Annotated in this window: 18 protein-coding genes; 5 read left to right on the top strand and 13 right to left on the bottom strand. The window is 73.8% G+C overall.

Annotated elements, in window-relative coordinates; translation table 11 throughout:
* Positions 1-2 precede the first annotated feature (2 nt).
* The 5 genes from AB0M36_RS23335 (at position 3) to AB0M36_RS23315 (ending at position 5,040) form a co-directional block, all read left to right on the top strand.
* Entirely contained in the window at positions 3-551 is a 549-nt protein-coding gene (locus AB0M36_RS23335; protein ID WP_364160810.1) for a GNAT family protein, read from the top strand.
* Positions 552-675: 124 nt separating this feature from the next.
* Positions 676-1,872 (top strand): 2,3-diaminopropionate biosynthesis protein SbnB, encoded by a 1,197-nt coding sequence (gene sbnB / locus AB0M36_RS23330; protein WP_364160808.1) that lies wholly within the window; start codon positions 676-678, stop codon positions 1,870-1,872.
* Positions 1,869-2,870: a hypothetical protein gene (locus tag AB0M36_RS23325; protein ID WP_364160806.1), complete on the top strand. Its 1,002-nt coding sequence runs from the start codon at positions 1,869-1,871 to the stop codon at positions 2,868-2,870. The genes sbnB and AB0M36_RS23325 overlap by 4 nt, the downstream gene beginning before the upstream one ends.
* On the top strand, positions 2,867-3,709 hold the full coding sequence (locus AB0M36_RS23320; RefSeq protein ID WP_364160804.1) for a formyltransferase family protein: 843 nt from the start codon (positions 2,867-2,869) through the stop codon (positions 3,707-3,709). The genes AB0M36_RS23325 and AB0M36_RS23320 overlap by 4 nt, the downstream gene beginning before the upstream one ends.
* Complete coding sequence (locus AB0M36_RS23315; RefSeq protein ID WP_364160801.1) at positions 3,706-5,040, top strand: MFS transporter; 1,335 nt, start codon at positions 3,706-3,708, stop codon at positions 5,038-5,040. The genes AB0M36_RS23320 and AB0M36_RS23315 overlap by 4 nt, the downstream gene beginning before the upstream one ends.
* On the opposite strand, the gene ptsP is transcribed toward AB0M36_RS23315, so the two are convergent.
* The 13 genes from ptsP to AB0M36_RS23250 form a co-directional block, all read right to left on the bottom strand.
* On the bottom strand, positions 5,033-7,540 hold the full coding sequence (ptsP, locus tag AB0M36_RS23310; protein WP_364160798.1) for a phosphoenolpyruvate--protein phosphotransferase: 2,508 nt from the start codon (positions 7,538-7,540) through the stop codon (positions 5,033-5,035). The genes AB0M36_RS23315 and ptsP overlap by 8 nt on opposite strands.
* Positions 7,541-7,545: 5 nt before the next feature.
* Positions 7,546-8,190, bottom strand: coding sequence for a dihydroxyacetone kinase subunit DhaL (gene dhaL, locus AB0M36_RS23305; protein ID WP_364160796.1), 645 nt, complete (start codon positions 8,188-8,190; stop codon positions 7,546-7,548).
* Positions 8,191-8,195: 5 nt separating this feature from the next.
* Entirely contained in the window at positions 8,196-9,194 is a 999-nt protein-coding gene (gene dhaK / locus AB0M36_RS23300; protein ID WP_364160794.1) for a dihydroxyacetone kinase subunit DhaK, read from the bottom strand.
* A gap of 86 nt (positions 9,195-9,280) precedes the next feature.
* Entirely contained in the window at positions 9,281-9,904 is a 624-nt protein-coding gene (locus tag AB0M36_RS23295) for a VTT domain-containing protein (RefSeq protein WP_364160792.1), read from the bottom strand.
* Between the two features lie 127 nt (positions 9,905-10,031).
* A complete protein-coding gene (locus tag AB0M36_RS23290) occupies positions 10,032-10,253 on the bottom strand; it encodes a type II toxin-antitoxin system HicA family toxin (RefSeq protein ID WP_364160790.1) in 222 nt (73 codons plus the stop codon).
* Entirely contained in the window at positions 10,253-10,465 is a 213-nt protein-coding gene (locus AB0M36_RS23285; protein ID WP_364160788.1) for a hypothetical protein, read from the bottom strand. Before AB0M36_RS23285 ends, AB0M36_RS23290 begins: the two co-directional genes overlap by 1 nt.
* Before the next feature lie 84 nt (positions 10,466-10,549).
* A complete protein-coding gene (locus AB0M36_RS23280; protein ID WP_364160786.1) occupies positions 10,550-11,341 on the bottom strand; it encodes a hypothetical protein in 792 nt (263 codons plus the stop codon).
* Positions 11,338-11,868, bottom strand: a complete 531-nt coding sequence (locus tag AB0M36_RS23275; protein ID WP_364160784.1) for a SigE family RNA polymerase sigma factor — start codon at positions 11,866-11,868, stop codon at positions 11,338-11,340. Before AB0M36_RS23275 ends, AB0M36_RS23280 begins: the two co-directional genes overlap by 4 nt.
* Positions 11,869-11,934: 66 nt before the next feature.
* Positions 11,935-13,497, bottom strand: coding sequence for a hypothetical protein (locus tag AB0M36_RS23270; RefSeq protein ID WP_364160782.1), 1,563 nt, complete (start codon positions 13,495-13,497; stop codon positions 11,935-11,937).
* Positions 13,497-14,549 carry a hypothetical protein gene (locus tag AB0M36_RS23265; protein WP_364160780.1) on the bottom strand — a complete coding sequence of 351 codons (1,053 nt, stop codon included), beginning with the start codon at positions 14,547-14,549 and terminating at the stop codon, positions 13,497-13,499. The genes AB0M36_RS23270 and AB0M36_RS23265 overlap by 1 nt, the downstream gene beginning before the upstream one ends.
* The gene (locus AB0M36_RS23260) at positions 14,546-15,565 is read right to left on the bottom strand and encodes a hypothetical protein (protein WP_364160778.1); all 1,020 of its coding nucleotides are present in this window, start codon (positions 15,563-15,565) and stop codon (positions 14,546-14,548) included. The genes AB0M36_RS23265 and AB0M36_RS23260 overlap by 4 nt, the downstream gene beginning before the upstream one ends.
* On the bottom strand, positions 15,558-17,831 hold the full coding sequence (locus AB0M36_RS23255; protein WP_364160776.1) for a hypothetical protein: 2,274 nt from the start codon (positions 17,829-17,831) through the stop codon (positions 15,558-15,560). The genes AB0M36_RS23260 and AB0M36_RS23255 overlap by 8 nt, the downstream gene beginning before the upstream one ends.
* Positions 17,828-20,950: a tubulin-like doman-containing protein gene (locus AB0M36_RS23250; protein WP_364160774.1), complete on the bottom strand. Its 3,123-nt coding sequence runs from the start codon at positions 20,948-20,950 to the stop codon at positions 17,828-17,830. Before AB0M36_RS23250 ends, AB0M36_RS23255 begins: the two co-directional genes overlap by 4 nt.
* Positions 20,951-20,955 lie beyond the last annotated feature (5 nt).

Raw genomic sequence — 20,955 nt, 5'->3', positions numbered from 1 at the left:
CAATGGACGATCACGTGGCCCTACGGCCATTCTCCGAACAGGACCTGCCCTTTCTCGAACGGCTGGGCTCGGATCCGAGCGTCACCGGGCGCTACGTCTGGGCCGGCTTCCGCGACCCCCGGGCCCGGCGTCGTCGCTGGGAGAAGGACGGGTACGTCGGCGCCGACTCGTCGGCTCTCGCGGTCGTCGGCGACGACCCGGAGCTGGGCCCGGACACCGTCCTGGGCATCGCGAGCTGGGAGGCGAAGGACCGAGGCGGTCCACCCGGCGGCTGCTACGAGATCGGCCTCGCGCTGCTGCCGGAGTACCGGGGGCGCGGCCTGGGCACCGCGGCACAGCGGGAGATCGTGCGGCACCTGCTCGACTGCACCCTCGCCTTCCGCCTGGAGGCGCAGACCGACGCCGACAACATCGCCGAGCAGTTGGCGCTGGAACGGGTAGGATTCCGCCGCGAGGGCGTGCTGCGCGGCGCGAGATTCCGCGAGGGCGAATGGCGCGACATGCTCATGTACGGCCTGCTACGGCCCGACCTTCGCGCCGGCGGCGACTGACGTTCCAGGGGCCGGTCAGCGGGGATTCCAGTCGGCGTTCCAGCGCTCGTTCCACCCCCCTCGCGCACGATGAACCCCGCAAGTCACGCCGCAGGGCGTGCCGGCAGCGGCAACGGGGGACACCGTGCTCGTACTGACCCATCAGGACTTGAGATCCGTCCTCGACGGCCACGAGGTCAGCATCCTCGACGCCGTACGCCGGGCTTACGTCCTGCATTCGCAGGGCGCCACGGCCGTGCCGCACTCGGCCTTTCTTCGCCTGCCCGACCAGCCCCGCGACGGCGCGATCGCGCTCCCCGCCTTTCTCGGCGGTGCCGGCCCCTCGGCCGGTGTCACGTGGATCGCGTCCTTTCCGGACAACATCACGCGCGGCGGGGAGCGCGCGTCGGCCGCGATCATCCTGAACTCGACCTCCACGGGCCGCCCGGAAGCGCTGCTCGAGGGATCGCTGATCTCGGCCCGGCGCACGGCGGCGAGCGCCGCACTCGCCGCGTCGGCGCTCGGCACGGGACAGGACGCGGCCGGAGTCACGCTGGTGGGGTGCGGCGTCGTCAACTTCGAGACACTGCGATTCCTGCATGTGGTGCATCCGGATCTCCGCGAGGTCACCGTGCACGACCTGCGGCGCGAGCGAGCAGGGGCGTTCGCGGCGCGGGTCGCACGGGAGCTGCCGTCGATGCGGGTCCGGTTCGAGCCGGACCGCGGCCGGGCGCTGGCCGCCGCCGGCCTGGTGGCGATCGCCACGACCGCGACGACGCCCTACCTCGACTCGCGGACGCTGCGGCCGGGCACGCTGATCCTGCACACCTCGCTGCGTGACGTGACGCCGGAAGGTGTGCTGGCGGCGGTCAACGTCGTCGACGACGCCGACCACGTCTGCCGGGCGGACACCTCGCTCGAGCGGGCCGAACGGCTGTCCGGGAACCGGTCCTTCATCACGGCGAACCTCGGCGACCTGCTGCAGGCGGGGGAGACGGACATCCGCGATCCCCGGCGTGTCACCATCTTCTCGCCGTCCGGGCTCGGCATCCTCGATCTCGCCGTGGCCCGGTTCGCCCGGGATCGCGCGCTGAAGGCGAATCTGGGCATCCGCATCGACGACTTCCTGCCCGGCCCTGACGAGTTCCTTGCCGGCCGTGCCGATTTTTTTCCCGACCGTACCGACGTCCCCAACCCTCATGCCGACGAGGGCCGGGCCGACGACGGCCGGGCCGCTGAGGGCCGGGCCGCGACCGTCTCGCCCGGCGAGGCGGATCCGGCGCCCGGACACGGCTCGGGGCAGCTCGGCTCGGGGCAGCTCACCGGGGCGGTGCCGGCATGAGCGCGCCCATCGGCTGGCTCGGCCTCATCGCGGGTGAGTGGACGATCAACGGCGACGCGAGCTCGTGCGCCCGGCGTACGGTGCGGGCCGGTCGCGCACTCGGCCTTCGTACCCTCGCGGTCAGCACCGACGAGCGCTGCCTCGCCCGCCTGGCCGCCGACGGCTGGTCGCTGCGTCCGGCGTCCGGCCTCGACCCCGCCAGCATCGCCACCGCGTTCGCCCCCGCCGGAAGTCGGGCGATCGCCCCGGCGTTCCTGGTCGGCGACGGCCCCGGCCTGTCGGACACGACGGCCCGGGTGGCGGCGCTGCTTGGCGCCCGGAATCCCGATCCGGGTGCGGTGGCCCGGTCCGCCGGCTTCGTCGCCGGCCGGCGGACCGAGGTCGCACCGCAGACGGCCGAGGCGGAGTCCCGCTACGTCGTCCAGGCGCAGGACGGTGAGGTCATCGGCATCGTCGAGGACGTCACCGTCGACGGACACGGCCGCGACTTCGATTGTCCCGGCAGCGCCCGAGGCTGGACCGCTCGAAGACTGCGGGCCCACGCCCGCTCGGCGCTCGCCACGGCGGGCCTGACCCGCGGCCCCGCAGAGGTGATCCTGCGCGCCGTCGGCCGCCGGCTGTCCGTCGAAAGCCTGGCGCCGGGCCGGATCGACGGGTGCGTCGCCTCGGTCATCGAGCTCGCCACCGGACACGACGTGATCCTCGGCGCGGTGCGGTCCGCCGTCTCAGCCGCGCTCCCACCGCCTCACCACCGCGCCGCCCACCACGCGCGCCGGCACGCCTGCCTGCGCCGCGCGGATCTCCGGGGCGCCCCGGCCAGGGCGGACGCCGCCTGGGTCGACCTGCCCGGCCTGGTCTCCGTGCGCCCGGGAGCGGATGGCGCGGTCGTCACCGTGGCGGATGACCGTTCGAGCGCGTCGTGGGGGGCGCGCTCGGCCGTGGAGCGGCTGGCGGGCTGGCCATCGAGGACCTCGGCGGTGCCGGGCGGTGCCCTGTGACACCGCTGCGTCTGGCGCTCATTCGCGCCGACGACCACCAGCACCGCTACCTCGAGTCGCTGCTCGCCGGCCGCTTCGACCTCGCGCTGGTGGTGGTCGAGCCGGAGGCGGCCAGGACCGCCGCGCTGCGCCGCCGGGGCCGCTACCGGGACTGGATCTACCACCTCTACCACCGCCTCCGCCGGCTGGTCACCGGCAAGGACAGCTACCGACGGCAGTACTTCGCGCACTCACCCGAGCTGTGGGCGGACCCAGGCCCCCGGCGCCTCCGGGTGCGCTCGGTCAACGACGACGCCGTCGTGGACGCGCTCCGGGCGGTCTTCGTCGACGTGGTGGTGATCATCGGATGCTCCGCGCTGTCGAAGGCGACGCTCGCCGCCGCCGGCCCGCTCGTCATCAACCTGCACGGGGGATTCCTGCCCTACTACCGGGGTGACCACGGCTTCTTCTTCGCCGTGTACGACCGGCGCTTCGACCGGGTCGGCTCGACCATCCACCGGGCGGACCCGGGCATCGGCACCGGGGAACTGATCGAGGTGGTTCGCCCGCAGGTGCGCGGCGACGAACTGCCGGAGCACCTGCACTGCCGCGCCGACCTGCTCGCCATCCACCGGCTCGCCGGCTGGCTGGAGATCCTCGAACGCGGGGGCGAGCTGCCGTCGTACGCGCAGCCGGCGGCCGGGCGTACCTATGGGATCCGCGACCGTGGACCGGCCCACGACCTGCGCTATTTCCTGCGCCGGTGCCTGCGGACCGCCGGACCGGAGCGTCCCGTCACCGGGGACCGGCGAGTTTCGACCCTCGAGGGAGCGACGACTCTCGAAGGATCGATGCGATGACCTCCGTGCCCGCGGCCGCTGCCGGGGCGGATATCCCCGCAGCGGCTGGCGGGGCGGGCTTCACCCAGGCATCGACGGGTGCGTGGCCGCCGCGGCGCCTGCGTCACGACCGTCCCTTCCTGACCTTCTGGACCGGGCAGACGGTGTCGATGGCGGGCGGCCAGGTGGGTTTCCTGGCGATCCCGCTCGCCGCCGTCCTGATCCTGGACGCCCACGCGTGGCAGGCGGGGCTGCTCGCCGCCGCCGGCCGCCTGCCCTACCTGGTGTTCGGCCCGCACGCCGTCGGCTGGGTGACCCGCGTACCGCGCCGTCCGGTGCTGATCCACACCGCCCTGGCCCGCGCCACGGCGCTGGCCTCGGTGCCGGTGGCGGCGGCGCTGGGCCTGCTCACCATCGAGCAGCTGTACGCGGTGGCGTTCATCGTCGGCACGCTGGCCCTGTTCTCCGGCACCGCCTCCCAGGCGCTGCTGCCCGTGCTGGCCGGACCCCGAGGCCTGGCCGAGGCGACCGGCCGGTTCGAGATGAGTCGCACCTTCACCGGCATGGCCGGCCCCTCGGCGGGCGGCGCCCTGATCCAGACGCTCACCGCCCCGCTGGCGCTGCTGGCCGACGGAATATGTTCCCTCATCGCGGCGGCGCTGCTGGCCGGCGTCCGGGTGCACGAGGCGAAACCGGTGCCGTCCGCCGGCCGCCCACCGGTGTGGCCACAGTTCCGCACCGGACTCACCGTCGTGCGGCGCCACCCGATGCTGCGGTGGACCGCGATCGCGTCGGCCACGTCCCACCTGTTCACCCACGCGCTGCTGGCCATCGTGCTGCTGTACCTGGTCCGTACGCTGCAACTGAGCCCCGCGATGATCGGAATCATGCTCGGCATCAGCGGCGTCGGAGCCCTGCTCGGCGCGGCGTCCGGCCTCGGCCTCGCCCGGAGCGTCGGGCTCGGCCCGGCACTCGTGCTCAGCGCCGGCGTCACCGCGGCCGGCGCCCTGCTGTTGGCACTCGCCAGCGGCCCGCCGCAGATCCGGCTGGCCTGGGTCAGCCTCGCCTACCCGATCTTCGCATTCGGTTGCCCCGCGTTCACCGTGGCCGTGATCAGCCTGCGCCGGGCACTCGCCCCCGACCGCCTGCTCGTCCGGGCCGCCGTCCCGATGCGCCTTCTGGCCTGGTCCACCATGCCGCTCGGCGCCCTCCTCGGGGGCGCGCTGGGCGAGTGGGTCGGCCTACGCGAAACCATGCTGATCGCCAGCGCGGGCCTGCTGCTCCCGCCACTGCTGCTGGCGCTCTCGCCGGTGCGGACTGTCCGCTCCACGGCCAGGCCGCGGATCACCTGAGGGCGCGGACGGACTCGGCGTCCATGAGTGACAGTGCGCGTGCCGAGAGGCGGGCGGCGTGGTTGAGGTCGATGGCTCGGACGATCTCCTTGACCGTGGGCACTGCTCGCGGCGCCACGCTCAGCTCGCGGACGCCGAGGCCTGCCAGCAGAGGGATCGCCGCCTCGTCGGAGGCCAGTTCGCCGCAGACCGAGACGGTGACGCGGCTGCCGGCGCCGCGGCACACCGCGTCGATCAGTCGCAGCACGCCCGGGTCCAGGCCGTCGGCGAGGGCCGCGAGGGCGGGGTTGCCGCGCTCGGCGGCAAGCGCGTACTGGGTGAGGTCGTTGGTGCCGATGCTGAAGAAATCGGCGTGCGGCGCGAACGTCGGGGCCTTGAGGGCGGCGGCCGGAACCTCCATCATGAGGCCGACCTGCGGGCCGGGCGGGGTGCCGCCGGTCCGGTCGAGCGCGTCGTCGAGCATCCGGCGGGCGCGGATCAGCTCGGCGACCGTGCTGACCATGGGGAACATGACGCTCACCGGCACCTCGCGGGCCAGTCGGGCGATCGCCAGTAGTTGGTCCGCGAGCAGCGCGGGATGCGCGAGCGAATGCCGGATGCCGCGGACGCCCAGGAACGGGTTCTCCTCGCCGGCGGCCGGGAGGTAGGCAAGCGGCTTGTCTCCGCCGACGTCCAGCGTGCGTACGGTGATCCGGCGCCCGCCGAGAGCGTCCGCGATCTCCCGGTAGGCGGCCTCCTGTTCGTCGACATCCGGTGCGCTGTCGCGGCCGAGGAACAGGAACTCGGTGCGGATGAGCCCGGCCAGGTCGGCGCCGTGCGCCGCGGCGGCGTGGGCGTCCGCGACCGAGCCGACGTTGGCACCCACGGCGATGGTCGTGCGGTCCCGGGTCACCGCCGGCGCCGACGCGTGGGCTTCCGCGCGGGCGCGGCGCGTGGCTTCCACGGCGGCGCGCTGCCGGAACGAGGCCAGCACCGCATCGTCCGGCGCCACCGCCACCTCACCGGTGCCGCCGTCCATCGCGACCGGTGTGCCCGCCGTAATTTCGAGCACGGCCGGGCCCAGGGCGGCGACCACCGGGATGCCGCGGGTACGCGCGAGAATCGCTCCGTGCGCCGTGGGGCTGCCGAGGGCGAGCAGGACGCCGGCTACCCGGCCGGGATCGAGCCCGGCCGCGTCACCCGGAGCAAGGTCGGCGGCGATCACCACCTCGGCCTGCTCCGCCGCGCCAGCGCCCGGCGGCGTCGTATCTGGAGGGCGAGGTGCGCTGGGAGCGCCTAGTAGGGCGTGGAGCATCTGGCGGTCCACCGCGCGGACGTCGGCGGCCCGGGCCCGCAGATAAGGGTCGGCCAGCGTCTCGATGTCGGTGGCGACGCGCTCCGCGGCGGCGTGCCAGGACTGCGGAGCGGGGGAGCCTCGCGCGGTCCGCGACCGGACGTCGGCGAGCAGATCCGCGTCGTCGAGCAGCAGCAGATGCGCGTCGAAGATCGCCGCGTGGCGCCCGCCGGCGTCACGGGCCGTACCCTCCCGGAGCCGTTGCAGGTCGCGCCGGACCGTGACCAGTGCCTCCTCGATCCGACGCCATTCCTCGTCCGGACCGCGCGACGCGACGGCGGGGATGTCGGGGATGGCGTCGCGGACCTGTCGCGCGGGCCCGATCGCGACGCCGGGGGAGGCCGGCTGTCCGATCGTCATCCCGGCGGCCGACGGGTCCGGCATGCGCGCGCCGGGTCGCGACGGCGACGGCCCCGGCGCCGCATCGGTGTCACCGGTCTCGCCGAAGGCCCGGGCGGCGAGCGCCACCACCCGGTCGACGGCCTCCCGCGCCTGCGGACCCGAGGCCCGGATGTCCAGCCGTTGTCCCTCGAGGACGGCGAGCGTCGCGACCCGCGAAAGGCTGGCAGCCGGTGCCCAAGGCGACCCGGTGCTGTGGTTGCGCACCTCCACCTGGGCGTCGAAGGCCCGGACCGCCGCCACGAGCCGCGCGGCGGGACGGGCGTGCAGACCGTGGCGGTTGGTCACCGTGACGGTGCTCGACGCTCCGTCGTCCGTGGCGGGCACCGCGAACTCGTCGGCGGGCGGGGGCCCGGTGTCGGTGGTGGACAGGTGGGACAGCTTGGCCGCCAGCGCTTGCGTGGCTTCGCCGGCGACCTCCCGACGCCCGGCTCCGGAGGCCGCGACGACCGCGGCGGCGACGAGCCCCTCGACGAGGGGCGCGGCGCAGAGCACGACCCGGGCTCGCTGGTCGTCGTCGAGCAGGTCCAGGGCGAGCTCGGCGGAGAGCACGGCGCTGCCCAGATCCATGAGTACGACCACGCCGTCTCCCTGGTCGGCGGCGGCGACGGCTCCCGTGACGGCGACCGCGTCCGTGCCGAAGGTCGTCTCGTCCAGGCCGGCCGCGATCTCGATCGGCACCGGGTCGTCCGGCACCATCTCCCGCGCGAGGGCCACCGCGGCCCGGGCCAGGGCTCGACTGTGGCAGACGACCACGAGACCGACCACCAGGATCAGTCTTCGCCGGTGAGCGCCGTCGCTGCGGCCGTCAGCAGCAGCGTCACCGACGTGGCGCCCGGGTCCTGGTGTCCGACGCTCCGCTCGCCGAGGTAGCTGGCGCGACCCTTGCGGGCGATCATTCCCGTCGTGGCGTCGCGGCCTTCCTCGGCGGCCCGCACGGCGGTGCGCAGCGCCTCACGCAGCGGCTGTCCGGCGTCCAGGGCGGTGTCGAGCGCGTCCACGGCCGGGGCCAGCGCGTCGTACATCGTCTTGTCGCCGGCCTGGGCCTTGCCCCGCGCGACCACGCCGTCGAGGCCCGCTCGCAGGACCTTGGCGAAGCCTCGGGCGTCGAGGGTGGCGGCGTCTCCGGCGGCGGCCGCCATGCGCAGGAATGCCGTGCCGTACAGCGGGCCGCTGGCGCCACCGACCCGGCTGACCAGCGTCATGCCGGTGCGTTTGAGCAGGTCGGCGGGGGTGGCGGCGGTCTCGTCGCGGGTCGCCGCGAGCACCGCGGTCATGCCACGGTCCATGTTGACGCCGTGGTCGGCGTCGCCGATCGCCGAGTCGAGCCGGGTCAGCAGGTCCTTGCCCGCCGAGATCAGGCCGGCGAACTCCTGGAGCCAGGCCGTGAGCGCCGCGGTGTCCACGGTGTCGGTCATGGCGCTCAGGCTCCCCAGCGCAGCGCCGGGGTACGCACCGGCGCGTCCCACAGCCGCAGGAGGTCGTCGTCGGCCCGCAGCAGCGTCACCGAGCACCCGGCCATGTCGAGGCTGGTGATGTACGAGCCGACGAGCGAGCGCGCGACGGTGACGCCCGCCTTGCCCAGGATCTCCGCCACCTCGTGGTACATCAGGTAGAGCTCGAGCTGCGGGGTGGCGCCCATGCCGTTGACGAAGGCGATCACCGAATCGCCGGTGAAGTCCAGGTCGGCCAGGATCGGGGTGAGCAGCATCTCGGCGATCTCCGACGCCGGGGCGGTGGCCACCCGGCGGCGGCCGGGCTCGCCGTGGATGCCGATGCCCAGCTCCATCTGGCCGTCGGGCAGGTCGAAGGTCGGCTTGCCGGCGGCCGGGACCGTGCAGGAGGTGAGCGCGACGCCCATGCTGCGGCCGTTCGCGTTGACCTTGCGGGCCACGTCGGCGACCTCGGCCAGCGGCCGGCCCTGGTCGGCGGCGGCACCGGCGATCTTCTCCAGCAGGACGGTGACGCCCACCCCGCGGCGCCCGGCCGTGTAGAGGCTGTCGCGCACGGCCACGTCGTCGTCGGTGACCACCGCGACCACCGCGACGCCGGTCTCGGCCTCGGCGATCTCGGCCGCCATCTCGAAGTTCATGACGTCGCCGGTGTAGTTCTTGACCACGTGCAACACCCCGGCGCCGCCGTCGACCGCGGTGGTGGCGGCCACGATCTGATCGGGTACGGGCGAGGTGAAGACCTCGCCGGCGCAGGCGGCGTCGAGCATGCCGGGGCCCACGAATCCGGCGTGCAGCGGCTCGTGCCCCGAACCGCCGCCGGAGACCAGCCCGACCTTGCCGCGCACCGGCGCGTCGCCGCGGCGGACGATCTGCTGCTCGTGATCGACGTGCAGTTCGGGATGGGCGGCGGCGATGCCGCGGAGGGCGTCGCTGACGATGGTCGCGGGGTCGTTGATGAGCTTGTTCATCGATGGCTCCTCACCGGAAAGGCTGGCGGGACGACCTGCTTCCCACAAGCTACGCCGGTGACGGCGCCCCGTCTTCGGACCTTTCGTCAGGCGAGGGCGGCACGCCGCACGAGGCGGCCGGCGAACGGAACGATGCCCAGGCAGGTGGCGCCGATGGCGGTGAGGACCACGCCGGTTCCCTGGGAGGAGCCGGCCCCGGCGCTGAGCGCACCCATCGCCGCGAAGGAGCTGACCCAGATGGCCGTGCCCAGGGTCGACCAGCCGACGAACCGGCCGAAGGGCATCCGCACGGTGCCCGCGACGATCGGCACCACCGCGTGGATCACCGCGACGAACCGCATGGCCACCAGCGCGGCCGCGCCCCTGTCCCGCAGGTAGGCCTCGGCCCGTTCCCACCGCTGCGCGCCGATCCGCCGGCCGAGCCGGGTGTCGCGCAGCCGGGGCCCGAGGATCCGGCCCACGGCGTAGCCGGCGATCTGACCCGCCATCGCCCCGGCCGTACCGGCGGCGACGGCCAGGGCGAACCCGCCGGGCCCCTGAGGCAGCGAGCCGGCCAGCGTCACCACCGACTCGCCGGGAATGAACAGGCCGAGCAGAAACGTGGTCTCGACGGCGCCGGACAGGGCGGTGACGAGCAGGACCGCCCACTGGTCGAGGGTGCCGAGCCAGTCGACGAAGGCGGACGCGGCGTTCTGCAGGTCGGGGATCACCCCCTCAGCCTGGTCAGCGCGGCCCGGCCGCACCATCAGGCCATCCCCCCATACGCCCCTGAGACGTCCCCGACACGAACCGGGCACGCCCAGACACGAACCGGGCCTGCCCAGACCGGAATGGTCCTTAGGGAGCGAGATGCTCGATCGTCATGCCGATATCGCCGAGGATGCCGCGCAAAGTTCCCTTGGCGACATCCCGATTGCCGTGGACCGGGACTGTCGTGCCGCGCCCATCAGGGTGACGCATGATGCGATGGCCGCCGCTGATCCTGGCGACCTTGAAGCCGTGCCGCTCCAGTGCGCGAACAATGCGGGCTCCCGAGACGGAGGGGAGCGGCGGCGGCATCAGGCTGCCACGGTGATCGACAGCTCCCGAGGAACGCCGAACTCCTCGATGAGGCCGACGAGCGCCTGACGGAGATCGTCCAGCGCTGCTTCCTCGGTGTCGCCCTCGCCGTGCGCTCCCAGCCCTGGACGCAGTTGGGCGTGCGCGCACCAGACACCGTCCTCGTCGCGCTCGACGACGACCGGCACTGTGACGGTGCGACTTTCAGGCATGGGGTGACCATAGCGCGGGACCGGGGACTCCGGTGTCGGCTCAGTGACGGCTCCTCGCCGGCATCAGCGCGACCTGTTCCCGCCTTAGAAGAAGTCGCCGTAGACGGTTAGCTTCTCGCCGTCGGCGGTGGTGGCGGTCGCCCGGTAGGCGTCGTCGCCGGCGTTGCGGCCGCCGGCTTCGTGGCCGTACCGGGCGGTGAAGACGTGCGTGCCCTTGCCCAGGGTGGCGCCCGGGGCCAGCGTGAAGCGGTAGGTCAGAGCGTCGGTCTCCTGGATGATCTGGCTGTCGACGCGCGCGGTGGTGACGTCGTGGACCGCGCCCCGGTCGCTGAAGCCGGGCGTTCGCCTCACCCGTACGGTGACCGTCAGCGCCGTGACCGGTTCGCCCAGCTTGAGGGTGATCTCGCTGTCGGCGGCGGCGTCTCCGCTGGTGCGGACCGACCCGTCGGACCACAACGATCCCTGTTCCACGCGCGTGGTGCCCGCCGGCGTCGACCGTGGCGGCGGCGTAGTGGTGCTGACCGGGCGCTTGGTGGGGGGCTTGACGGACGGCGCCGCGGTGCTCGGCGCGGGCGCCGACGGGGAAACGGGCAAGGAAACGGGCGGGGATGCGGGCGCGGAAGCTGCGGGCGTAGCGTCGCGATCGCCGTCGCCGGCCAGCGCCCAGCGCGCCACCCCGCCGACGCCGAGCACGGCCACCACGGCCAGCGCGGCGCCCGCCATCCGCGCGGCCTGGCGGGGGCGTCGGGCGGCACCGGGGACGTCTGCGCGCTGCAGCGCGATCCGGTTGAGCATCGCGGTCCGGTCCGGGCGGTGCTCGTCGGCCGCGCGGCCCAGCAGGGTACGCAGCTCGTCCTCGGACAACCTGTCGTTCATCGCGCCGCCTCCCAACCGCCGTAGCGTGCCGTTTCGCCCGTGCCGCCGAGCAGTTCCGCCAGTTGCCGCGCGCCCCGGGAGGTCTGGCTCTTCACCGCGCCGACGGAGATGCCCAGCGTCTTCGCGACCTCGCTCTCCGACAGGTCGAACGAATATCGCAGCACCACGCAGGCGCGGCGGCGGTGGGGCAGCTTGCGCAGCGCGCGGCGCACGTCCACCACCGCGGGAACGTCCGGTTCCGGGTCGCGGCGGGTGGCGCCGAGCAGGGTCAGGCCGAGCAGTCCGTGCCGTTCGCGGACCCGGCGGCGCACCCAGTGGCGGGTCAGGTTTGTCACGATCCCGCGGGCGTACGCGGCCGGATCGTCGGCCGCCGCCACCCGGGGCCAGTGCCGCCACACCTCGGTCAGCGCGTCGGCGGCCAGGTCGTCGGCGGCCGACGCCTCGCCCGTCATCAGGTACGCGAGCCGCGACAGCTCGGCGTGGTGGCGCTCGAAGAAGGCGTGGAAGGCCGAGGCGTTGTCGGACATTCCACCTCCACCGGCCCGCGACGACGTAGCGCGATGACGGTAGAGGTCCCCGCCCGAGGCGGCAACTCAGGTGGTGATCCAGGCGCCCAGGGCGATCCCGATGGTCAGGCCGACGAGCAGCATCACGCCGAGCGCGGGGGACAGGGCCTGGACCGGCCGGCGCCACCCGCCGGCGCCGGGATATCCGGTACGGCGCAGGTAGCGCAGCTCCAGCCACGCCAGCAGCGGCGTCCACACCTCGTGCGTGGCGGCGTAGTCACAGATCGCGAGCACAACCTCGTCCGGCGCGGAGACGTCGAGCAGCGACCGCCAGTCCGGCCCGTCGAGGCTCTCGGGTTCCGGGCCGATCGCCGCCGCCACCAGCGCCGCGAGGACCTCGTGGCGGCGCTCGTGGGGCAGCCGGCGCAGCCGCCCGGCGTGGAAACAGCACGCCGTCAGGTGCCGGCGGAGCCGCTCCCGGTCCTCCTCGTCGAGCTGTTCCGCGAAGAATCGGAACTCGTGCAGCCCGTTGGCGAGGTCCTGCGGGTCCCGCGCCGCGAGGTCGATGACGCGCTCCAGCGCTTCGCCGCCCGGGGGAGCGGGGATCGGGCCGGGAGCGGGTCGGGGGGTGGGTGGTCCGGGCCGGGGCGGCGCGGGTTCCGGGCGGATCACCGGCGGTTCCTCCCGCGCTTGGGGTTCTCCGTGCTCCACCGGCGGCTCCGGGACCGGTACGGCCCGGCGCTGGGCAAGCCGGGTGAGCAGCTCCATGCGGGCCGCCAGCGCGCTCTCCGCGTAGACGCCGTGCGAGCTCAGGAAGTCGCGCAGCCGTGCCGCGCCGCCGTCGAAATACGTCTCCGCGAGCATGGCCGCCACCGCGTCGTGCCGGGCCGGATTGGCGTAGGGCCGCGCCACCGTCCGCACCAGCTCGAAGGAGCCGGGTGATCCCGGGCCCGGCGCGCAGACCAGGTTCAGGGCCTCGTAGGCCACGTCGGTCAGCCCCGGCGCGTACGTGGTGAAGGTGTCGAGAACGCGGACCGCCGTGCCGAGCCCCTCGGTCAGCGCCGAGAACACCCGCTGGCAGCCCCACAGCATGCTCGCCGTGTCGTCCGGTGAGACCTGGTCGGGCACGATGACGCCGAGCTTGCCGGTGTACGCGGCCAGGCGGGCCGACAGGGTCGTCGTCATCGGCACGGCGTGGGCGGCGCAGCGCTCGTCCAGGGTGTCGGTCCGCGCCGCCAGGAACTCCATCAGCTCACGGCCCGTCAGGATCGGCACCCGCTGCCCGTCGGCGTGGTCGGTCAGCCAGCCGGGCCAGTGGGCCAGCGCCAGGGCGAGGGTGGGTCCGAAGGACGCGGGATGGCCGATGAGGGCGTGGCCGACGTCGTGCCGGTCGAACTGCTCGTTGCGGGCGCGGTGCAGGATCGCGGCCCAGTTCACCGTACGGATGAAGCACATGCTCCACTCCGGCCGCGACGTGTCGTGGGTGTCGGCGCTGCGGACGTACTTGGACAGGCCGGAGTCGACCGTCCGCAGGTCGGTGTCGGTCTCCAGGGACGAGGCGATGGGGCCGTAGCCCCGCTCGCCGAGCAGGTTGTGCTCGGTCCAGGAGTACAGGATCTGGAAGACGCGGTCGTTCGCCTCGTTGGGCATCAGCTTCCCACCTGCCTCGCGGCCGCCGCGCCGAAGACACCGCTCATGGCCAGCAGCGCCACCAGCGGCTCCAGCACCCGCATCGGCCGTACGCCGTGGGGAAACTCGCCGTCACGGGCCCGCGCACCGGTCGCCGACGCGAAGTGCAGGGTGCAGCGGCGGCAGTAGCGGTACGGCTGCAACAGCGCCGTCGCCCCGGCGCGATGCAGGTACGCGTACACGTCCCGGCTCTCCGCCAGCACGGTCCCGGCGTCGAGCCGGTCCGCCGGCGGCCGGTGGATCCACGCGTCGACCGGCGGCTCGAAGCGGATCAGGTCGGCCTTGTTGAGCACGACGGCCGCCGGCACGTCGAGGTGGCCGCTTCCCGGATGGAGCATGCCCAGCACCGCCCGGTAGGTGTCGTCCCTGGCGTTCCCGCCCGCGCCGACCGTCTCGGCGTCCACCACGAACATCAGCGCGGTCACGCCGTTGAGGAACCGGGTGTTGTCCCGCAGCCGGCTCAGGTCCTCGCCGCCGATGTCGAAGAATGCCACCGGCCAGGTGCCGGTCGCCGAGCTGATCAGCAGCGCGTCGGCGAAGTCGGCCACGCCCTCGACGGTGCCGGGCAACCGCCGGCCCTTCTCCAGCAGCGGCCGCGTGTACTGGCGCATGAACGTGCGGTGCCGCACCGGGTCGAGCGCGTCGGCCTTGAGGTCGAACGCCGCCAACCGGTCGTTCTCGATCTCGCCCATCATCGCGGCCAGCAGGTGCGTCTTGCCGGACAGCGAGGCACCCACCAGGCCGATCACGATCGGCGGCCGGTAGGCGGTGTAGAGCAGCGGCAGGAAGTGTGCCGGGCGGTCGCCGGAGGGGTTGGGACAGCGCAGATGCGCCAGCCGCCGCGCGCCGGCGCGCTTCTCCGGCGAGGCGTCGGCCGGGATCCTCAGCGGTACGTATCCGGCCTCCTCCGAGAAGGCGAACAGACCGTCGTCGGCCGGGTCCCACCGGAATACGTCCAAACAGATCGGGCACCGGACCACCCCGGTCGCGGCCCCGGCGGGCGTGACGTTCATCCGAATACCCTCCAGCCGATCAGGGTCAGCCCGATGAGGACCACGCCCAGGGCGAGTAACAGCGCCGGACTTAGCCGGCCGGGGTCTCCCGGCGCGCTCGGTGGTTCCGCCGCCGGAGCGGGCGCGGGAGGGCCGGCCTTCTTGGCGCGCTCGGCGTCGAACGCGGCGCGGCCGGCGTCGAGGGCCGCGTCGTCGAGCGCGGCGGCCTCGGCGCGGCTCTGGTCTCCGAGGCGCCGCAGGATCTGCGCCGCACCCGGCCGCCGTCGTGGGTCGGCGCGGAAGACGCCGTCCAGCAGGCTCGCCAGGGCGCTCTCCGCGGGTACGCCCGCACCTCCCGCCAGCTGCTCGACCGGCAGGCCGGTGACCACGTGGGCGACGACCAGCCCGGCCGCCCACACGTCGTCGTGCGGATCCGCGACCGCGTCCCGGACCGCGGCCGGTGGCATCCACAGGGAGGCGACGTCCTCGCGGTAGGACTCGCCGACCGCCGCCGACCGACCGAAGCCGGTCAGGCGGACCTGCCGCCCGTCCCAGTGCACGACCTCGGGCCGCAGGCCCGCGTGGACGACCTCCGCCTCGGACAGCAGCACCAGGGCCCGGAACAGCGCCGTCTGGAAGCCGTGCCGCTGTCCCAGCAGCAGCTGCCCGGCGAGCCCGGCCACCGGGCGCCCGGCGACCGGCGGGCACAGCAGGTACGGCGACTCGGCGTCCAGGTCGTATCCGACAAGCCGGGGCAGGCAGTCGGGGTGTGCCGCGCCGTGCCGGCGACCGACCCGCAGCGCGGCCCGGATCTCGTTCTGCAGCATCCGGTGCGCCGTGCCGTCGATGCGGCCGCCGTCGGCCGTGACCGCCCGCTGCACCATCAGCGTGCTGCCGTCCGAGGCGTACAGCGGCCGTTCGGCGAGGCCGGGTCCGGGAGCGGTCCAGGGGCCTCCCTCCGCGATCACCGTGCCGGAGGTGCCCTGGGGCGTGTGGAACTCGAGGCGTACCACGCCGGTCCGCCCCGGCTCAGGCATCGGGCACCTCCTCGGTCGTCCAGCCGAGCGGACCCTCCTCGCGGTGCCAGGCCATCTCCACCACCCCGGTGCGCGGCGCGACGAGCCGCACCAGCCCGGCGAGCGATCCGGAATGGGTCCAGCACAGGTCGGACAGCAGCGGGCTGCGGCCGCGCTGCGCCAGCTCGGCCGCCACGTCCGCCTGGACGGACGCCGGCGCGAACCGCACCGCGCGGATCCGGTTGAGCGACAGCAGGTTCGTGTGCCGGGTCCGGCACAGCTGGACCAGCGGGCCGTCGGCGGCTGTCTCCAGCAGGTCGGCCAGGTGCTGCGGCGGAATCCAGCTGCCGTGCGCGCGGGACCGCGTCCGGCCGGCGCGGGCGAACGGCGGAGGATCGTGCACGTCGTGCAGGGCGAGGTGGCGGTCGTACTCCTCGAGGTGTTCGCGCATCCGCTCGCCCGCGGCGTCCCACGCGCCGGTGGGCGCCCCGGTGCGGGCCTGGGTCCACACCCCGAACAGGGATGCCTCGACCGCGTCGCGCAGGTCGGTGGTCAGCAGTTCGTCGAGGCCGGGGTCCGGCACCTCGTCGAACCCTTCCGGGGACGGTCCGCCGCTCAGCGCCGCGGACTGTTCCTTGAGGACGGCCGCGACTCGCTCCAGCGCGACGGCCACCGCCACGGCCGTGTCGGCCAGGTATGCCCGCGCCGGCGCCCGGTGCCACTCCTCCACGATGACCCGGTGCAGCAGGACGTCCAGGTCCCGCAGCGTCCGCAGCGGGGCCTCGGCGTCGATGAGGGCCGGCCAGGCACGGGCGGCGGCGTTCCACCACGAGAACACCGCTACCACCACCGCGAATCCGGCGGCGACGGCCACCCCGGTCGTGACGGACGAGGGGATCGCGACGGTACGGGCGACGGCGGTGCCCGCGATCAGCCCGACCCCCACGACCGGCAGGTACGCCCGCAGCAGCGTCCCCATCGCGGCACCGATTCCCGCCGTGGCGTCGGGCGTGGGCCGGCGCGCCAGCATCAGCAGCACGCCGAGCAACGCCACGACGGCGACGGCGGCTCCCGGCGGCCCGGCCAGGGCGCCGACGCCCGCGGCGAGGCCGAGCAGCCCGAGCAGCCACGCCGGTGCCGCTCGCAGCGGGAATTCCGGCAGCGGTTGGGCCGCGGCGTCGATGGCGGCCAGCGCGCGCAGGTAGTCGCCGCTGCCTCGGGGCGTCGCCGCGTCGGCGAGCAGCCGCAGCCAGAGCTGGGTGGCCTCGATGGACGACGTGCGCAGCCGCCGCTCCGTCTGGGCGCGCAGCTCGGAGAGCAGCAGACTCGTGGGCACCGGCGGGAGGGCCTCCAGCGCCACACCGTGCGCCAGGATCCGTTCCCGCGCGGGCTCGTCGAGGTCCTCTCCCGGGTGGTGCCCGCTGTTCAGCAGCCGGCCGATGGTGCGGTGGAACTGCTGGATCACGGCCCGGGCGTGCCCCGCCACGATGCCCGGATGCCCGGCGGACCGGCCGGACAGGAGCAGGCGCAAGCTCAGACCCTCGGAGAGCGCGGCCGCGTCCTCGGCGGCCTCGCGCGCCGCCCGGCGCATCCGCGCCGGCTCCATGCCCGGGGTGAGCAGCGCGTCGAGGTTGGGTCCGCCCGGCGCGGCGCTGGGCATGATCGTCTCGAGCAGCGGCTCCCGCTGGACGGCCGCGGGACCGCCCTGCGACACCGTACGCGCGGCGCGCAGCCGCGCCGCCAGCAACGCCGAGGCCGCGAGCCGCCCGCCGAAGGCGAGCAGTCCCGGGCTGGCCACGTGGTCCGCCATCTGTTCGAGCTCGCGCAGCACCCCGTCGAAAACGTCGGGGACCTGCAGGCAGTCGTCGAGCAGGTCCAGTGCGGATCGGTCGGCCTGGCGCAGCAGGGACTCCGACGACGGCATCGGCTGCGCGGAGTCGATCCACCAGCCGCAGCCCCGGCCCTCGGCGTCGCTGACCCACAGCGTGCCGACCCCGGAGGAGCCCAGCACGCCGGGCAGGACCAGCGCCGGATGGGTGATCCCGTCCGGCGGCTCCCCGATCACCAGGCACACGACCGCCATCCGCCGGGCCGCCGCGATGTCGAATAGCGTCTCGCGCATGTCGTCCAGGTCGGCGCCGCGCACGATCACCAGGGCGCGGGTGCCCGGCTGATCCCACAGGTGGTGGTCGACGAACGTACGGACGGCGTCCGGCGGCCGCAGATCGTGGCGGACCACGTGGTCGGCGTCCCACCGTCCGGCCGACTGGCGGGGGATCGTGCTCATCCGACGGTCTCCTCGAGTTCGCGCAGGGTGGATCGCACCGGGTTGGAGACCGCCTCGAAGGTCATGTCGAGGGCGGCGGGCAGGATGTCACCGAAGAACTCCCGCCGCATCCGCAGGCTGCGGTTCCCGCGCGGGATGCGGGCCTCGATCGCGTCGAGGATCTTGAGCTCGTCGTCGGAGATCTGCCGCAGCACGGTGTAGAGCGGGCTGGGGTGCCGTGGCGCGCTCTCCAGGCCGTCCGGGCGGGTCGCCATCAGCTGCACGCTGAAGTCCTGCCGGATGACGTCGTCGTCGGCGACCGTCCACTCCTCGTACGCCCGCAGCAGGCTGCTCCAGGACGAGGAGGACTCGAACGGGCTCAGCTCCAGCGTCATCGAGATCGACTGCTGGTGGCCGAGCCCGACCCGGATCAACCGGGGCGAGGGGTCCTCCCCGTCGAGCACGGTGACCTGCCCGTTCCACAGCGCGCAGAGGAATCGGTGCATGATGCGGACCCGGTGCTCGCGGGTGGTCATGAGATAGCCCGGGTCCTCGCCCAGCCGCTGGCGCCACTTGAGGAAGTCCTGCGGCTCCTCGTGGCGTACGGCGTCGGACCACTGCCGCAGGGTGTTGCGCAGCTCCGGGACCTCGGTGACGCTCATCGACGTGCGGACCAGCACGACGACCACCGACTCCGCGTCGACCGCGCGGAAGTCGTAGACCGCGCCGGATTCGCGCGGCAGGTTGAGGCGGTTCGCCAGGAAGTTCTCCACCTCGGGGTCGCGGCTGCTTCCGGCGTACGCGATGAGGATCTTGAGTTGGCCGTTGCCCTGCGGTGAGAATCCTCCCGGGACCAGGCCGGCGATCTTGTGCCGGAACTGGGCCAGGTCCTCGCCGGCGATCGGCTCGCCGTGCTTGTCGGCGGCCGCGCTGAGCAGGTCGTTCAGCGCGGGCAGCAGCGGTTGTTCCTCGACCGTCTGGTAGCGGAAGAGCCGCTTGACCGCCTGTTTGAGGCGATCGCCGAGATGGGCGACGGCGGTGTCGGCGCCGTGCTGGGTGCTCTTGACCAGCATCTGCCGCCAGCCCTCGGCGCCGATGACCTCCCGCAGGACGTCGCCGGTGGTGGCGGTGGGCAGCAGCCGGCCCTGCGCGACGTAGTAGCTGACGAACCGGCGCATCGTCGCCTGATAGAACGGCTCCATGTCGCCGCCCTGCGGCGGGAGCAGGTAGGACACGCCCGTGCGGGTGCGGTAGAGGTCCTTCGCCCGCTGCGTGAAGCTGATGATGTCGTTGCGCTGGGCGTACTCGGTGAGCTGCTGGATGACCTGGGTCAGCTCGCGCCGCACCGCGCCGAGCTGCCGTTCCCACACCGGGGTCTGCTCGGCCCAGGCGGCGTGCCAGGCCCGGCGGGTGCGCCACCGATACCAGGCGTCCTGCCGTTCGAGGCTGTGCTGCACCTCCGGATCGGTCCACTTGAGCCGCCGCAGCAGCCGCGTCTCGATGGCGGGCAGCGGGGGCTTGACCTCGATGCCCTCCGGCGCCGCGGGCTCGCTGCGGCGGCTCTCCAGCAGCCCGGCGAAGCCCAGGCGGTCGGCCCGGTCGCTGAGCGAGGCGTCGCCGGCGAAGACCCGGTGCAGCCGGAAGACGTCCATCTCGCCGACGAGATGCTGGGCGGCCCGGCGCGGGTCGAAGCGCTGGACCAGCGCCGGCATCTGCAGGCTCAGCTGCTGGTCGAGGGCGTCCAGCCCGCTCGCCATGGTGCGCGAGCGGGTGCGCAGGGCGCTCATGATGGCCTCGTGGCCGCGCTCGGGGCGTACCTCGGTGAACTCGACCGGCGGGCAGACCCGCAGCGGGTCCAGATGGGACATCGCGAAGAACTGCTCGATGTGGGTCCGGTTGCTCTCCGCCCGGCCCGGCGGGGGCGTGGCGAGTTCGTGGACCGCCTCGGACAGCAGCCGCGACGCGACGATGTCGGCGAGCTCGTCGACGGGCACGGTCATCGACGCCACCAGGGCGGTGGACACGCCCCGGTTGCCGACCCCGGAGGCGGCGATGACCTCACGCTCGACGCCCTTGTTGATGAACTCGTCGGCGAACGACTGGTAGAGCCGCCCGGCGCCGCCGACGTGATCGTCGGCCTCGTCGGAGTCGGTGGCGATCAGGGAGAGCACGAGCGAGACGACCGAGCGGTGCAGGTCGTCCGGCTCGACGCCGGGCGGGCGGCTGAACAGGAAGGCGGTCTGCACCGTCGAGGGGCGCAGCCGGACCTCGCCGAGCGTCGGATAGCGCACGCCGAGCGACCCGGTGGTGCCGAAGTCGTCGAGCTGGGTGCCGGCGGCCTGGCCGTTCTGGTCGTCGACCAACCGGAAGAGGTCCAGCAGCGCCCGACCCGAGTTCAGCATCGCCCGGCGCCCGCCGCCGAGCCCCTCCTCGAACGCGGAGGGCATCAGCACCAGGGGATAGATCTGCGGCCGGAATCCGCTCTGGTGCAGGGTGTGCCCGATCAGGTGCATGAAGTCGTAGAAGATCCCGCAGCCGGTGCCGCCGGCGACGGAGAACGCCACGAACACGTCGCAGGTGTTGCCGACCGTGCCCTTGAGCTGGCTGATCTGCGACCCGGACTTGCTGATCCGGCCGATGGCCTCGCGCAGTGGCTCGCTGACCGGCCCGACGCCGTGGCGCAGCGTCTCGAACAGGGAGGCCCGGCCGACGGTCGGCAACTGCCCCGCGCCGCGCGGCAGCGGGCCGATCCTCGGCTCGCCGGCCGCGCCGGGCAACCACTGCTCGACGAACGGGTACGCGTTGGTGCGCAGGCTCCGGGCGACCTCCGGGTACGTCGGATGCGACGGCACCAGGTCGCGGATGCGCTGCTGGGTGCGGTCGACGATGCCCCGGTGCTCCTCGCTGGGCACCACCTGCCGGGGTATGCGGGCGAGTTCGGCGTCGTTGAGGTCGCCGTAGACGAACTGCAGGCAGGCCGGGAGCTGGTAGGGCTGGAAGTTCTCCCCGGTCATCACGTCCTGCAGGTCGGTGCCGTCCGGCCCGCACAGCTCCTCGCGCAGACGCCGTTCCAGCTCGGCGCCGATAAGGCAACCGCTACCGCCCAGCCCGACGTAGAGCATCGGCTGATAGATCTTCATGGGAT

Origin of the sequence: Actinoplanes sp. NPDC051346 (assembly GCF_040682215.1) — a bacterium.
Taxonomy (GTDB): domain Bacteria; phylum Actinomycetota; class Actinomycetes; order Mycobacteriales; family Micromonosporaceae; genus Actinoplanes.
Note: the sequence above shows the minus strand (reverse complement) of the source record. Positions and strands in the feature narration are given on the sequence as shown.